12 protein-coding genes and 1 pseudogene are annotated in these 14,938 nt (G+C 73.4%); 8 read left to right on the forward strand and 5 right to left on the reverse strand.

Annotation, left to right across the window (positions count from 1 at the left end; all coding sequences use genetic code 11):
• Positions 1-155: 155 nt before the first annotated feature.
• The gene (locus ACIBJF_RS17585; protein ID WP_399174586.1) at positions 156-1,412 is read left to right on the forward strand and encodes an aminotransferase class I/II-fold pyridoxal phosphate-dependent enzyme; all 1,257 of its coding nucleotides are present in this window, start codon (positions 156-158) and stop codon (positions 1,410-1,412) included.
• Positions 1,409-2,527 carry an MBL fold metallo-hydrolase gene (locus tag ACIBJF_RS17590; protein WP_399174587.1) on the forward strand — a complete coding sequence of 373 codons (1,119 nt, stop codon included), beginning with the start codon at positions 1,409-1,411 and terminating at the stop codon, positions 2,525-2,527. Before ACIBJF_RS17585 ends, ACIBJF_RS17590 begins: the two co-directional genes overlap by 4 nt.
• Before the next feature lie 12 nt (positions 2,528-2,539).
• Here the strand turns inward: ACIBJF_RS17590 and ACIBJF_RS17595 are convergent, their stop codons facing one another.
• Together ACIBJF_RS17595 and ACIBJF_RS17600 are read right to left on the reverse strand one after the other, a co-directional pair.
• Positions 2,540-3,157, reverse strand: a complete 618-nt coding sequence (locus tag ACIBJF_RS17595; RefSeq protein ID WP_399174588.1) for a DedA family protein — start codon at positions 3,155-3,157, stop codon at positions 2,540-2,542.
• Between the two features lie 14 nt (positions 3,158-3,171).
• On the reverse strand, positions 3,172-3,945 hold the full coding sequence (locus ACIBJF_RS17600; protein WP_399174589.1) for an MBL fold metallo-hydrolase: 774 nt from the start codon (positions 3,943-3,945) through the stop codon (positions 3,172-3,174).
• A gap of 84 nt (positions 3,946-4,029) precedes the next feature.
• On the opposite strand from ACIBJF_RS17600, the gene ACIBJF_RS17605 reads away from it, so the two are divergent.
• Entirely contained in the window at positions 4,030-4,467 is a 438-nt protein-coding gene (locus ACIBJF_RS17605) for a hypothetical protein (RefSeq protein WP_399174590.1), read from the forward strand.
• Between the two features lie 39 nt (positions 4,468-4,506).
• On the opposite strand, the pseudogene ACIBJF_RS17610 reads toward ACIBJF_RS17605, so the two are convergent.
• A pseudogene (locus ACIBJF_RS17610) lies at positions 4,507-4,629 on the reverse strand (Clp protease N-terminal domain-containing protein); the annotation flags it as partial.
• 365 nt (positions 4,630-4,994) lie between these two features.
• On the opposite strand from ACIBJF_RS17610, the gene ACIBJF_RS17615 reads away from it, so the two are divergent.
• From ACIBJF_RS17615 to dnaK, 5 genes are all read left to right on the forward strand, one after another.
• A complete protein-coding gene (locus tag ACIBJF_RS17615) occupies positions 4,995-7,169 on the forward strand; it encodes a phage holin family protein (RefSeq protein ID WP_399174591.1) in 2,175 nt (724 codons plus the stop codon).
• An 80-nt stretch (positions 7,170-7,249) separates the two neighbouring features.
• Positions 7,250-8,311, forward strand: coding sequence for a MoxR family ATPase (locus ACIBJF_RS17620; RefSeq protein WP_366487786.1), 1,062 nt, complete (start codon positions 7,250-7,252; stop codon positions 8,309-8,311).
• 86 nt (positions 8,312-8,397) lie between these two features.
• On the forward strand, positions 8,398-10,131 hold the full coding sequence (locus ACIBJF_RS17625) for a hypothetical protein (RefSeq protein WP_399174651.1): 1,734 nt from the start codon (positions 8,398-8,400) through the stop codon (positions 10,129-10,131).
• 82 nt (positions 10,132-10,213) lie between these two features.
• The gene (locus ACIBJF_RS17630; protein ID WP_055709926.1) at positions 10,214-10,639 is read left to right on the forward strand and encodes an OsmC family protein; all 426 of its coding nucleotides are present in this window, start codon (positions 10,214-10,216) and stop codon (positions 10,637-10,639) included.
• A 136-nt stretch (positions 10,640-10,775) separates the two neighbouring features.
• Positions 10,776-12,644 (forward strand): molecular chaperone DnaK, encoded by a 1,869-nt coding sequence (gene dnaK, locus ACIBJF_RS17635; RefSeq protein WP_399174592.1) that lies wholly within the window; start codon positions 10,776-10,778, stop codon positions 12,642-12,644.
• Positions 12,645-12,707: 63 nt separating this feature from the next.
• Here dnaK and ACIBJF_RS17640 read toward each other — a convergent pair whose 3' ends face one another.
• Both ACIBJF_RS17640 and ACIBJF_RS17645 read right to left on the reverse strand, forming a co-directional pair.
• Positions 12,708-13,115 (reverse strand): hypothetical protein, encoded by a 408-nt coding sequence (locus ACIBJF_RS17640; protein WP_399174593.1) that lies wholly within the window; start codon positions 13,113-13,115, stop codon positions 12,708-12,710.
• Entirely contained in the window at positions 13,112-14,821 is a 1,710-nt protein-coding gene (locus ACIBJF_RS17645; RefSeq protein ID WP_399174594.1) for a right-handed parallel beta-helix repeat-containing protein, read from the reverse strand. The genes ACIBJF_RS17640 and ACIBJF_RS17645 overlap by 4 nt, the downstream gene beginning before the upstream one ends.
• Between the last annotated feature and the right edge of the window lie 117 nt (positions 14,822-14,938).

Consider the following 14,938-nt stretch of genomic DNA (forward strand, 5'->3'; position numbering starts at 1 on the left):
ACCCCACAACCCCCACAGCCCAGGCGACACGGCAGAGGCCGGTGACGCGCCCCCACCCCACGCTCCACATCGCAGCCCACGACGACACAGTCCGCCGGCCCGGCCACCCGGCCAGGACCGGCGGCACACGGCACCAGGACCGCGCGGAGGCGGACATGCGGCGGACGGACCCCGAGGGCCACGGCCCCGTCCGCTACGGCCCGCCCCTGCCCGGCGACGGCCTCCCCGTGCTCCCCGAACTCACCGCGGTGCTCGCCGCCGCGGCGAGCCGCGCCGACGCCCAGCCCGTCGGCGGCGCCCCCGCCCTCCTCGAAGCGGCCTGCGGCTACTGGACCCGGCGCGGACTGCCCACCGTCCCCGACCAGGTGGCCGCCGGCCCCGGCGCCCCCGCGCTGCTGCTCGCCCTCACCGCCGCCCTCGCCGGCGACGGCGCCGACATCCTCGTACCGCGACCCTGCGCCGCCTGGTGGGCGCCGTACGCCCGGGTGCTCGGCAGGCCCGCCTACCATGTACCCACCCCCGCCGAGAGCGGCGGCGTCCCCGACCCCTACGCCCTGCTGGAGACCGTCCGACGGGTCCGTGCCGAGGGCGGCGAACCGCGGCTGCTCGTGCTGTCCGTCGCCGACGACCCCACCGCCACCGTCGCCCCGCCGGAACTGCTGCACGAGACGGTCGAGGCCGCCACCGCCGAAGGGCTGCACCTGGTCAGCGACGAGACCTGGCGCGACACCCTGCACGACCCCCACGACACCGTGCTGCTCAGCCCCGCCGAGATGCGGCCCGACCGGGTCACCGTCGTCACCGACCTCGCCGGATCCCTGCTGCCGGCCGGCTGGCCCGCCGCAGTCGCCCGCTTCCCGGCCGCCGAACCCGGCCGGCAGCTCCACGCGCGCGTGCTGGACATCCTCACCGGGCTCGACGCCCGCATCGCCGCGCCGGTCGCCGCCGCGGCCGGCTACGCCCTCGACGAGCCCACGCCCGTCACCGAGCGCCGCGAGGCCGCCGTACGACTGCACGCACGCGTGGCCGCCGCCGCGCACGCCGCCGTCGTCGCCGGCGGCGCGCTCGCCCGCCCCCCGCAGGCCGGCCGCCACCTGTACGCCGACCTCGGCCCGCTGCGCGAAGCCCTCGCCGAACAGGGCGTCGGCGACGCCCAGGAATTGGAGGACCTCCTCACCGCCCGGCTCGGCATGCCCGCACCCGGCGGCCACCGCTTCGGGGACGACCTGGGGGCACTGCGCGTACGACTCGCCACGGGGCCCCTGCTGGGCGGCACCGACGAGGAACGCGCGGAATGCCTCACCTCACCCGCGCCGTTGGAACTGCCGCATGTACAACGCGCGTTGATCCTCTTGACGTCGGTCCTCGACGATCTCCGCGACGACGCTCAGCGAAGGGGGCATCCTCGATGAGGCAGCAGACGCATGAGACCGAGACGCACCAGCCCGAGACGCACGAGCCCGGATCGACGACCAAGACGGCTGCGACGGCCATGGCGACCGCCCCGGCCGCATCGACTCGCTCCACCGGCATCCCGACGCCCCTGGCGCCCCCTTTCCCCCCGCTGGCCGAGCCCCGTCCGCTCGGCGAACACCGTGTGTGGCCACGTACCTTCCACGACCGGCTCACCGCCCCCCTGCCCGGCCTCAAGGCCCTCGCCCGCTTCGCTCGCGAAGGCGCCGTACGCCCCGGTGCCGAAGGCCTCGCGGACATACCCCGGCTTCCCTGCGCTCCCGCCCCGCTGCCCCGCGTCGACACCCGCACCCTCGCCGTCACCTGGGCCGGACACGCCAGCTGGGTGGTGCGGATCGGCGGCCTGACCGTGCTCACCGACCCCGTCTGGTCCCGCCGCATCCTCGGCACCCCGGCCCGTATCACCCCCGTCGGCGTCGCCTGGGACACGCTGCCCCGCGTGGACGCCGTCGTCATCAGCCACAACCACTACGACCACCTCGACGCGCCCACGCTGCGCCAACTCCCGCGGGACACCCCGGTGTTCGTGCCGGCCGGCCTCGGCCGCTGGTTCCGTCGGCGCCGCTTCACCCGCGTCACCGAGCTGGACTGGTGGGAGGGCGCCGAACTGTCCGGCGTCCGTTTCGACTTCGTCCCCGCCCACCACTGGTCCAAGCGCACCCTCACCGACACCTGTCACAGCCTCTGGGGCGGCTGGGTGCTCACCGACTCCGACGGACAGCGCCTCTACTTCGCCGGCGACACCGGCTACGGCCACTGGTTCTCCCGCATCGGCCGCCGCTACCCCGGCATCGACCTCGCCCTCATGCCCATCGGCGCCTACGACCCCCGCTGGTGGCTCAGCGACGTCCACTGCGACCCCGAGGAAGCGGTCCAGGCCACCCTGGACGTGGGCGCCCGCCGTATGGCCCCCATGCACTGGGGCACCTTCATCCTCTCGGCCGAGCCGGTCCTGGAACCGCTGACGAGAGTGCGGGCGGCCTGGGAGAAGGCGGGACTGGAGCGGGAGGACCTGTGGGATCTGCCGGTGGGGGCTTCGAAGGTGCTTGAGTGAGGCGCCCCTGCGCTAGCGGAACCGCCGCACCACACCCGGCATCGCGCTGATCACAACGGTCAGCGCGACCGCCACCACAACCCCCTCCCACGGCTCCTCGAACAGCGAACCCCCCAAAATCCCGATCACCTGGTAGGTGGCCGCCCAGGCCAGACACGCAGGCATGTTTCCCCGAGCGAACCGCCTGAGCGGCCACTCCGCCATCAGGCAGGCCAGCATCACCGGTATCCGCCCCGCGGGGACGAGCCGGGACAACACCAGCACGGCGACCCCGTGTTCGGCCAGCTTCTGCCTCGCCGACGCCAGCCGCGCGTCCGGCGCCCGCGACCGTATCGCCTCCAGCCACCGCGACCCGTTCCGCGACCGCATCCCGCGCCGCCCCAGCCAGTACAGCGCGGCATCTCCCAGGAAGGCCGCGAGCGACGCCGTGACGAACACCAGAGCCAGCGAGAACGGCGCCGTCTGATGGAAGGCCACCACCGCCGCCGAACTCACCAGCGCCCCGGTCGGCACCACCGGGACCAGCGCCCCGATCAGCACCAGCAGGAACAGCGACGGATACCCGATCGCCTGCTGCGTCGACTCCGGCGGCACCGTCGACGTGGTGGACGCGGCGGCCAGCACCGCCACGGAGGCCGGCCACCTCACCGTGCGACCTCCAGCCGCACACTCTCGCCGTGCCCCAGCTTGTGCACCGCCACACCCGGCGTCGCCACGGCCGCGAGCCGCACGAACTCGTCCCCGGGCGCGTGGAACTCGTGCGGGCGCACGGCGTCCATTCCGATCGGCCAGTACGTGCCGTAGTGCACCGGCACGGCCGCCCGCGGCGCCAGCCGCGCCAGCGCCTGCGCCGCCCGCCCCGCGTCCAGATGCCCCTCACCGAGGTACGGCCCCCAGCCGCCCACCGGCAGCAGCGCCACGTCCACCGGCCCCACCCGCTCGGCCATCGCGTCGAACAGCCCGGTGTCCCCGGCGAAGTACGTCCGTGCCTCGCCCTCCACGACATAGCCGAGCGCGGGCGAGCGGTGCGGGCCCACCGGCAGCCGCCGCCCGTCGTGCCGTGCCGGCACCACCCGGACCAGCAGCTCACCGATCCGCACCTCGTCCCCGGGCACCACCTCGGTCACCCGCAGATGGCGCAGCCGGCGCAGACCGGGCACCGCCCGTGGTGCGCCCCGGGGCACGAGCAGGCGCGTGCCCGGGGCGAGCTCCGCCAGCGAGGGCGGATGCAGGTGGTCGGCGTGCAGATGGGAGACGAGCACCACGTCCGCGCGACGGGCCTCGGCCGGCGGCACGGCACCCCGGCGCCGGCGCAGATGAGCCAGCCAGCGCGCGAACAGGGGATCGGTGAGTACACGTATGTTCGCGTCCTGGACCGTGCAGGTGGCGTGACCCCACCAGGTGATCTCCGCCGGCACCCTCTTCGCCTCCTTCACGTGACTCCCCGAAGCCTACGGGCAGGAGTAGGGTCGGCGGCGAAACCCGGAGGTGAGGGGGACGCCATGGGACAGCTGCGGGGTACCTCCGACACGCCCGCGCCCGCGCCGGTGCGGGTCATCGCGATCGCCAGCCTGACGCCGCTGGAGGAACTGGAAGCGGACCCCTTCCTCGTGGACTCCCGCAGCCAGCACGCCATGTGCGCCCGCTGGGCCGCCGAACGCGGGTACGTCATCGCCCGGGAACTCCTCGTCGGCGGACTGCGCTTCGACCACGGCGCGCTGTGGGACGGCGTCCGGCCGGGAGTGGACGTGTTCGTCGCGCCCAGCCTGCGCGTACTCCAGCGGGCCCTGTCCTCGGTCGAGGCGTTCACCGCCGAGTGCGCGCGCCGGGGCGTGCGCGTGGAGACCGTCGGGCGGGCCGAGCCGTCGTACGACGCCCAGATGAAGGCCTGCGTCCACCGCCGGCTGTCCATGCCGACGGCCGGCTACGACGGCCGCTAGCGTCCGCGCCCTGTCCTGGCGCCGGGTCGCGGTGTCCGCTCCCGAAGTGGCCGGGACCCGCACCGCGACGCCTTCCTCGTCGGCGAGAACGCCCATGAGCAGATGCTCGGTGTCGACGACCCGGTGCCCGCGCGTGGCGGCCTCGCGGGCGGCCGGCTCCAGGGCTTCCTTGGCGCGGGTGGTGAAGGCGGGCCGGGGAAGCGGAAGGCTCCGGGGCCGAAGGCGTCGTCGGCGCGACGCCGGATCCCGGCCACGTCGATGTCGAGGGAGGCGAGGGGGTCCTCGGCTGCCTGGCCACCGGTCGCGGCCACGCCGGTCTCGGCCGGCAGCCGCTCGGTCGTCCGCGCGCCTGCCCCAGCTCCGGGCCGTGCCGACCCTGTGGTTCTCGTACGCGTCAGTGCTCCTTGCTGTCGCCTTGCGCCCGCTCGCGTGCTTGTCATGGACCGACTGCCTGGTCCTTGCCGGTGACCCGGCTCGCCAGTCGGGCGGCCGGTGAGTCGTCCACCGTCATGGTGTCAAGGCCCGGTATGACAAGGTGGAGCGAGGCCCGGGCGTCGAGCGGGGCGGGACGTGAGGGGGGACAAGGCGTGCGAGGCGTACGGTGGCGGCGGGTGGCCAGTCAGGTCGGACGCAGCGTCGCCGTATGGGCGGTCTCCACCCTCACCATGCTGGTCCTCGCCGGGCTCCTGCCCGACTTCCAGCTCCAGTCCGCCGACGGTGACAGCGCCACCCGCATCGCCGTCACCGCCGCGCTCGGCGCCGGTGCCTTCGGTGTGCTGTCGGCCGTGGTGTGGCCGCTGCTCGTCCGGCTCCTGCTGCTCGTACCCGCCCTCGTGCTCGGCCTGCTGGTCTTCTTCCTCAACGGTTCCCTGCTGCTGCTCGCCCTGCGCATCAACCCCTCCGGTCATGGCGAGGCGGCTCCCGAGACCGCCGTCATCGTGGCCGCGGTGATGTCCGCCGTGGCCTCGGCCACCGGCGCGGCGCTCGCCGTCCGCGACGACGAGACCTACCGGCGCCGCCTGCACCGCCTCGCCGCCCGCCGCCGCAGATCCGACCCGCCCTGCCCCAGCACCCCCGGCCTCGTCTTCGTCCAGCTCGACGGCGTCGGCCACGACGTCCTCGCCGACGCGGTCCGCAAAGGGCTGATGCCTACGGTCGCGCGCTGGCTGGGGATGGGTGACGGCATACAGCCGACCGGCGACGGCCTGCGGCCGACCCACCGCCTCACCCCCTGGCGCACCGACTGGTCCAGCCAGACCGGTGCCAGCCAGCTCGGCATTCTCCACGGCAGCACCTTCGACATGCCGGCCTTCCGCTGGTACGAGAAGGACCGCGGGGAGGTGATGGTGTGCAATCGGCCGACGAGCGCCGCCGAGCTGCAGCGCCGCGCCATCCTGCATACGGGCGACGGCGGACTGCTCACCGTGGACGGTGCCAGCCGTGGCAACCTCTTCAGCGGCGGCGCCGGTGAACAGGCCCTCGTGCTGTCCATCGCGGCCCGCCGCCGCAGCCGGGAGAACCGTTCCCGCGCCGGGTACTTCGCGTATTTCTCCGACCCCGCGGGCGCCGTCCGCACCGCCCTGTCCTTCGTCGCCGAGGTGGTCCGCGAGATCGGCCAGTCCACCCGCGCCCGGATGCGGAGACAGCGCCCCCGGGTGAGCCGCGGCGGGCTCTACCCGCTCGTCCGCGCCTTCGCCACCGTCGTCGAACGGGACGTCGTCGTCGCGGCGGTGATGGGCGACATGCTCGCCGGCCGCACCGCCGTCTACGCCGATCTCGTCGCCTACGACGAGGTCGCCCACCACTCGGGTCCGCGCAGCCAGGACGCGGAGAAGGTCCTGCAGCGCCTCGACCGCTCCCTCGCCCTCCTCCAGCGGGTCGCCGAGCACGCCCCCCGCCCGTACCGCATCGTCGTCCTGTCCGACCACGGGCAGAGCCCCGGCGAGACCTTCCGCTCCCGCTACGGCCTCACCCTCGGCGACCTGGTCCGGGCCGGCTGCGGGCTGCACGTGCCGCGCAGGGCCGAACACACGCACAGCGGTGCCGAGGCCCGTGCCGCCGTCCGGGCCGCGCTGCGCCGGCCCGTGGAGGAGAAGAGCGAGCAGCACCACCCGGCCCCCGGCTCCGAGCCGATCGTGCTGGCCTCCGGCAACCTCGGCCTGGTGTCCTTCCCGGACGTCCCGCACCGCATGACCAAGGAGGAGATCGACGCCCGCCACCCCGCCCTGCTCACCACCCTCGCCAACCACCCCGGCATCGGCTTCCTGCTGGTGCGCAGCGCGGAGCACGACGGCGTGGTGCTGGGTGCCTACGGCGCCGAGATCCCGTTGGCCCGGCTCGACGACCAGCCCGGCCCGCTGGCCCGGTTCGGTCCCGGCGCCGCCGACGCCGTCCGCCGTACCCACTCCTTCCCGCACACCGCCGACATCATGGTGAACTCCGCCCTCGACCCCGCCGACGGCGAGGTCCTCGCCTTCGAGGAACAGATCGGCTCCCACGGCGGCCTCGGCGGCGCCCAGTCCCACCCGTTCCTGCTCTCGCCGACGGAGCTGTCCGCACCGGCCGACGGCGAGGAGGAACTGACCGGCGCCGAGCAGGTGCACGAGGTGCTGCGCCGCTGGCTGGGCGAGCTGAACGGACCCCAGGTCCCGCTGACCGACGACACCGGCGCCGACGACACCGACGACGAGCGGGCCGCCTGAAATTCGGCTGCGCCCACCCCGCCGGACACCCAGACTGTTCGAGTCGTAGACCACTCGAAGACCCGCAAGGATGTCCAGCGTTGCAGGCTGCCGTCACCGTCACTCCCGCCCGCGTCCCCGAACTCCTCCTCGGCCTCGCCACCGTCCGGCCCGTGTTCCTCTGGGGCGCCCCCGGCATCGGAAAGTCGTCCCTGGTGCGGGAGTTCGCCGACTCGCTGGGCCTCGAGTGCGTGAGCCTGCTCGGTACGCAGCTCGCCCCCGAGGACCTGATCGGCGTGCCGCAGATCCGCGACGGGCGGTCGGTGTTCTGCCCGCCGGAGACGATCGCCCGGGACGAGCCGTACTGTCTGTTCCTGGACGAGCTGAACGCGGCCACCCCGGATGTGCAGAAGGCGTTCTACTCGCTGATCCTCGACCGCCGCATCGGAAACTACGAGCTGCCCGCGGGGTCCATCGTCATCGGCGCCGGGAACCGGGCCACCGACAACGCCCTCGCGCGTCCGCTGGCCTCCGCCCTGGTCAACCGGCTCGCCCATGTCCATCTGGAGGTCTCCGCCACGGACTGGCTGGCCTGGGCCGCCGGAAACGGCATCCACCCGTGGATCCTCGATCACCTCACCGACCGGCCGGACCACCTGTGGTCGAAGCCGCCGAAAACCGAGGAACCGTTTTCCACGCCGCGCTCCTGGCACATGCTCTCCGACGCCCTGCACTCCTTCGGCGCCGAACTGGACGAGCCGACGCTGACCGTCCTCGCGCACGGCACGCTCACGCCCGCGCACGCGACCGCGTTCTGCGGTTACGTCAAGGTCGTGCGCAGCCGGTTCGGGATCGAGGCGATCCTCAAGGGCGACGCCCGCTGGCCGCACCGCATGCAGGACCGGGACCTGCTGTACTACCTCGCCGAGTCGTTCCGCGGCCGGCTCGTCAAGGAACTGCCCGCCAGCAAGGAGCACATGTCGGCGAACGGCCGGCAGATCGCCTACCGGGCCAAGTCGCTGCTGGTGCAGCTCGCCGAGATCTCCGTGGAGGTCGCCCAGACCGTCATCGCCTCCGACACCGACGGCAACCCCGTGCTGCCCTCGTGGTTCCTGGTCGAGGCCGCCCGCGACATGCCCCGCCTGGTGGAGGCCCGACGGTGAGCCGCACCGGGCCGAAGAAGACGGAAACGAAGAAGACGGACCAGAAGAAGAAGCGCGACCTGGCCGGTGAGGCGTTCGCCGAGGGCATGCGGCTGCTGCGGGCCAACCCCGCCCTCGCCGCCGTCGACTTCAGCACCTGCCGCAGCGAGACCTGCACCTTCGCCCCGCACGAGGGCCTGCTCGTCGTCGACTCCGACGCCACCGTGCACGCCCACCCCGACCGGCTCGCCGACCCCGGCGCCTGGGCCTGGGCGCTCGCGCACGCCGCCCTCCACCTCGGCTTCGGGCACCTCCCGGCCGCCAAGGGCCGGCGCGAGCAGCCCGACCGGTACGACCTGGCCGCCCGCTGTGTCGTAGTGAACCGTTTTCTGCTCGGTTTCCCCCTCGGCACCACCCCCGAGGACCTGCCCACCAGCTATCCCGACGGAGACGAGGAACGGCTCGCCGCGCGCTGGCGGGCCCACGGCCTGCCGCCCGCCTACGAGCGCTGCGGCACCGCCGGCGGCGCGCCCGACCAGGTGCTCACCGAATGGCATGCCTGGCAGGGCCCCGTCCCGGACCGGCAGCTGGCCTTCGCCACCGCGCTGACCCGGACCGTGTCCGCCGCGATGGACATGGCCGGCGGCCGCCGGGACTCCCTCGACGGCGAGCGGCTCCCGCAGCGCCCCTGGGAGCGGGCCCTGAGCTGGTTCGTCTCCTCCTACCCGCTGCTCGGCGGCATCGCCGCCGGCGTCGAACTGGTCGCCGACGCCGAACTGGCCCGCGCCCACGGCATCCAGATTGCCGCCGTCGACCCCGAGGCCGGCGAGATCTACATCAACCCGCTGCGCACCTTCGACACCGAGGAGTGGCGGTTCGTCCTCGCCCACGAGATGCTGCACGCCGCCCTCCGCCACGGCGACCGCTGCGGCCCCCGCGACCCCTACCTGTTCAACGTGGCCTGCGACTACGTCATCAACGGCTGGCTGGTCGAGATGCAGGTCGGCACCATGCCGGAGGGCCTGCTGCACGACCCGCGGCTCGCCGGCCTGTCCGCCGAGGAGGTCTACGACCGCATCGCCGGCGACCTGCGCCGCGTCCGCCGCCTGGCCACCCTGCGCGGCAAGGGCACCGGCGACGTCCTCGGCGCCCCGCTCGGCCCGCCCGGCACCTACGTCGACCTGGACGAGTTCTACCGGCGCGGCCTCAGCCGCGGCCTCGACCTGCACCAGGCGCAGGAGCGCGGCTTCCTGCCCGGCGGCCTCGTCGAGGAGATCCGCGCGCTCAGCCATCCGCCGCTGCCCTGGGACGCGCGACTCGCCCGCTGGTTCGACGAGTTCGTGCCTCGCCCGGAGCCCGTCCGGTCCTTCGCCCGCCCGGCCCGCCGGCAGGCGTCCACCCCCGACATCCCGCGCGCGGGCCGCTGGTTCCCGCCCGAGGAGGTGGCCCGCTGCACCTTCGGCGTCGTCCTCGACACCTCCGGCTCGATGAACCGCACCCTGCTCGGCAAGGCGCTCGGCGCGATCGCCTCCTACGCCGAGGCCCGGGACGTACCGGCCGCCCGGGTGGTGTTCTGCGACGCCGCCCCGCACGACGCCGGCTATCTCCCGGTCACCGAGATCGCGGGCCGGGTCCGGGTGCGCGGGCGCGGCGGCACGGTCCTGCAGCCCGGCGTGGACCTGCTGCACCGGGCCGAGGACTTCCCGCCCGCCGCACCGGTGCTGGTGATCACCGACGGCTGGTGCGACGTACTGCGGGTGCGGCGTGAGCACGCCTATCTGATCCCGCAGGGAAGTCACCTCCCGTTCACGCCGCGTGGGCCGGTCTTCAGAGTGCGATGAGCCCCGATGTGATCGGATAGGGGCACGGAAAACCCCCGTAACGGGATCTCACGTCACGGGACCCGACGCGAAAGGAACCATCGTGGCCACCACGCGCACCGCGCACACCGTCTGGGAAGGCAACCTGCTCCAGGGGCACGGCGTCGTCACGTTCGACTCCTCCGGCATCGGCGAGCAGCCGGTGTCGTGGCCGTCGCGCGCCGAGCAGGCCAACGGCAAGACCAGCCCGGAGGAGCTGATCGCCGCCGCCCACTCCAGCTGCTTCTCCATGGCCCTCTCGCACGGTCTGACCGGCGCCGGCACCCCGCCCACCCGGCTGCAGACCAAGGCCGACGTGACCTTCCAGCCGGGCGAGGGCATCACCGGCATCCACCTCACCGTGCGCGGCGAGGTGCCGGGCCTGGACGCGGAGGGCTTCGCGTCGGCCGCCGAGGACGCCAAGAAGAACTGCCCGGTCAGCCAGGCCCTGGCCGGTACGACCATCACCCTGACGGCCGAGCTGGCCTGACGCCCGTACGGCCCTCGATGCCGCGTCCCGCTCCAGGGGCGCGGCATCGCCGTGTCCGGGTACCCGGTTATTGACAGCGCCGCGGGCACGTCCTGTGCTGGGAGTGCGGCAGCGCCCGGGCGGAAGGGGACGGACCATGGCACGTGCGGTCGGGATCGATCTCGGGACGACGAACTCGGTGGTGGCCGTCCTGGAGGGCGGCGAGCCCACCGTCGTCACCAACGCGGAGGGTGCGCGCACCACACCGTCGGTGGTGGCGTTCGCGAAGAACGGGGAGGTGCTGGTCGGCGAGGTCGCCAAGCGGCAGGCCGTGACCAACGTGGAGCGCACCGCCCGCTCGGTGAAACGGCACATGGGTGATGCTTCCTGGCGGTTCCCCGAGCAGGGTTCCGTCGACGGCGGCCGCCTGCGTGCGCAGGAGCTGTCCGCGCGGGTGCTGCAGAAACTGAAGCGGGACGCGGAGGCCTACCTCGGCGAGGACGTCACGGACGCGGTGATCACCGTACCGGCGTACTTCGACGACACCCAGCGGCAGGCCACCAAGGAGGCCGGTGAGATCGCCGGCCTGAAGGTGCTCAGGATCATCAACGAGCCGACCGCCGCCGCCCTCGCCTACGGCCTGGACCGGGGCGACGAACAGACGGTCCTGGTGTTCGACCTCGGCGGCGGCACCTTCGACGTGTCCCTGCTGGAGATCGGCGACGGCGTCATCGAGGTGAAGGCCACCAACGGCGACACCCACCTCGGCGGCGACGACTGGGACCAGCGGATCGTCGACCACCTGGTGAAGCGGTTCAAGGGGAGTTACGGCATCGATCTCGGCACCGACAAGATGGCGGTGCAGCGGCTGCGCGAGGCCGCCGAGAAGGCCAAGATCGAGCTGTCGTCGTCCTCGGAGACCTCGATCAACCTGCCCTACATCACCGCCTCCGCCGAGGGCCCGCTGCACCTGGAGGAGAAGCTGACGCGCGCCCAGTTCCAGGAGCTGACCGCCGACTTGCTCGACCGCTGCAAGAAACCGTTCCACCAGGCCGTACAGGACGCCGGGATCCAGCTGTCCGCGATCGACCACGTCATCCTCGTCGGCGGCTCCACCCGGATGCCCGCCGTCACCGACCTGGTCCGCGACCTCACCGGCAAGGACCCGCACAAGGGCGTCAACCCCGACGAGGTGGTCGCCGTCGGCGCCGCCCTGCAGGCCGGTGTCCTGCGCGGCGACGTCAAGGACGTGCTGCTGCTCGACGTCACCCCGCTGTCCCTGGGCATCGAGACCAAGGGCGGCATCATGACCAAGCTGATCGAACGCAACACCACGATCCCCACGCGCCGTTCGGAGATCTTCACCACCGCCACCGACAACCAGCCCTCGGTCGGCATCCAGGTCTACCAGGGCGAACGCGAGATCGCCGCCTACAACAAGAAGCTCGGCGTCTTCGACCTCACCGGCCTGCCGCCCGCCCCGCGCGGCGTCCCGCAGATCGAGGTGGCCTTCGACATCGACGCCAACGGGATCATGCACGTCTCCGCGAAGGACCTGGCCACGGGCCGCGAGCAGAAGATGACGGTCACCGGCGGTTCCGCCCTGCCCAAGGACGACATCGACCGCATGATGCGGGAGGCCGAACAGTACGCCGAGGAGGACCGCAAGCGCCGCGAGGCCGCCGAGACCCGCAACCAGGCCGAGCAACTCGTCTACCAGACCGAGAACTTCCTGCGGGAGAACCAGGACCGCGTCCCCGCCGACACGCGCGGCGAGGTCGAGACGGCCGCGGCGGAACTGAAGACCCTGCTGGAACAGAACGCCGACACCACCGCCCTGCGCACCGGTGTGGAGAAACTCGCCACCGTCAGCCAGAAGATGGGGCAGGCCATGTACGCGTCCGCCTCCGCCGGCGACCAGAGCGCACAGGAGAGCGCGAGCACGCAGAACACGACCGACGCGGACGGCGTGGTCGACGCGGAGATCGTGGACGACGAGCCCGACAGCAAGGGCGGAGCCGCCTGACACCGCCCGGCCGGGGGCACCTGGGGCCCGCCCGATACCGGCCCGCAGGGGGCGTTCCGGCGTTCACATGAGCGCGGTCAGGTTTCTGATCGCCTCGTGTGCCCATTCCTGCGCGCCCGCCTCCACCCCGGCCGCGGCACCCGTGGCGACCGGGGCAAGCGCCCCCTTGAGGCCGTTCAGCGCACGCCGCAGCCGGCCCGGCTCGGGCCCCCCGGGCCCGCTGATCTCCGCGAGGACCTCCTCGGCCGCGGCCTCGGCGTCCACCCGGTCCTGCTCCGCGAGGCCCGCCTGCGGCAGCTGCCGCACCAGCTCGCCCACGAGCCGGGCGAGCGCCTCGACATCGGGTGCGGCCGCGGTGTCGTTCCGCTGGTTCTGGGTGACGGTCTGGTTGCCCCAGGCGATCTGGCTGCCCGAGACCGGTCCGTGGAACTGCGGACCGCCGTGCGCGTCCCGCGGCTGCGGGTCGGTCATGAGCCGGCTCCGTCCTGTGTGGTCTGCTGCTGGATGACGTGGGTGTTGCCGAAGGCGACCTGGGAGTGCGTGATCGCGCCGGTGAAGACCGGGGCGTTGTAGTTGTTGACGACGGTCGCCGGCGGGGGAGCGGCCGGCTCGGAGAACTGCTCGGCGACACGCAGCGAGGAGTCGAGCGAGACCAGGTCGACGCGGCCGTTGTGCTGGACGGCCATGCCCTCCGGCGCGCCCGTCACAATGCAGTCCACCAGCCGGCCGCCGCTCGTCCCCTGCACCGACACGGCCACCCGGCCGCAGTCGGCGAACCGGCTCCCGGCGACGTCCAGATACGCGGAGTCCGTGGCGCCGAGGCCGGGTCCGTCCGGGCCGGTGACGGACAGGTTCCGGGCGAACAAGGTCGTTCTGCCGATGACGAGGACGCCCATGCCCATCTCGGCGACCTCGCAGTCCTGCACCCGCAGCGTGGACTCCTCGACGGCGGCGAAACCCACGACCCCGCGCCGCGCGGTCACCCCTCTGACCGTGACCCGCGACTGCCCGCCCGCGGCCACGGACCCCATGGTGCAGTCCTGGAACCGGCCGCCGGTCACCTCGGCCGTGGTACCGGCGTCGCCCTGTGTCTCCAGGCCCGCCGTGCAGCGCTCGACCCGCACGTCCTCGAAGACGGCCGAGGATCCCTCCCTGACCCGCAGCGCGACGCTCGGCAGGTTCTCGACGTCGATCCGGCGGAAGCGCGCCCGGGACTTGTCGACGACCGCGACACCGACGTTGCCTCCCACGATCCGGCAGCCCGACACCGCCGGCGCGCCGCCCCGCGTCACGAACACCGACACCGTCCGGGCGTCGACCACCTCGCAGTCCTCGAACGTCCCCAGGCCCGCGTCCGCGACGTTGATGCCCGTGTCCCGGCAGTCGGTGAACACACAGTCGCGGACGACGGGATCGCTGCCGGTCGTCGCCGCGACCCCGTGCTCGGCGTCGCTCACCCGGCAGCCCCGCATCAGGCCCCGGGACTGCCCGGTGAACAGCACGCCCTCGGCCTGTACGGCGCTGATCACGCAGTCCGTCACGGTCATCTCCGCCCGCGTGTCCGCGCACACGGCCGCCTGCCCGGTGCCGGACAGCTGACATCCGGCGAGATCGGCCCGGGCGTCGCTGACCCGCACCCCGTGGATCCGGCTGCCGGTGAACCGGCTGTCGCGGAGGGCGACTCGGCCGCTCTCGATCACCGCGAGCGCGTTGTCGGCGGCGTCGGTGAACCGGCACCGTTCCACACTCCCCGTCGCCCCGGCGAACAGCACCCGCCCGTACCGGAATTCGCTGTCGGTCAGCGTGGCAGCCGTGTCCCGCCGGGCGTGCAGACAGACACCGCCATGCGCCCGGACCGCCACCCGGTCCAGTACGAGGGTGCCCGCGTGCAGGTCGACGACGTCCGCGTCCCGCCCGACCAGCTCCAGACCGCGCACCACCACCGACCCCGCGGCATCCAGCACGGTGCCCCGGACCGGGTTCACCACCACGGAGCCGGGTTCACCGCGCGCGGCGAGCTCGACCTCGCCCCGTACGGCCAGGAACTCCGGGTAATGTCCGGGCTCGATCTCCACCCGCACCGGGCCGCGCCGGCCGGCCGCCGCCCGCAGCGCGGACCCGATGTCCGGATAGGTGCCCCACCGCCCGCGCGGCGCGACCACGAACCGCTTCACCATGCCCGCATTCCCCCGCCGCGCTGATCGATGGCGCCGTCCGCTCGCGGCGACCGATGCTACCGGAGCACTCGCCCCCCGGCCGTCGCCGACCGCAGGCCCAACTGCCGTGGATTCCGG

It is taken from the genome of Streptomyces sp. NPDC050743, assembly GCF_044456925.1.
In the GTDB taxonomy this organism is placed as follows: Bacteria; Actinomycetota; Actinomycetes; order Streptomycetales; family Streptomycetaceae; genus Streptomyces.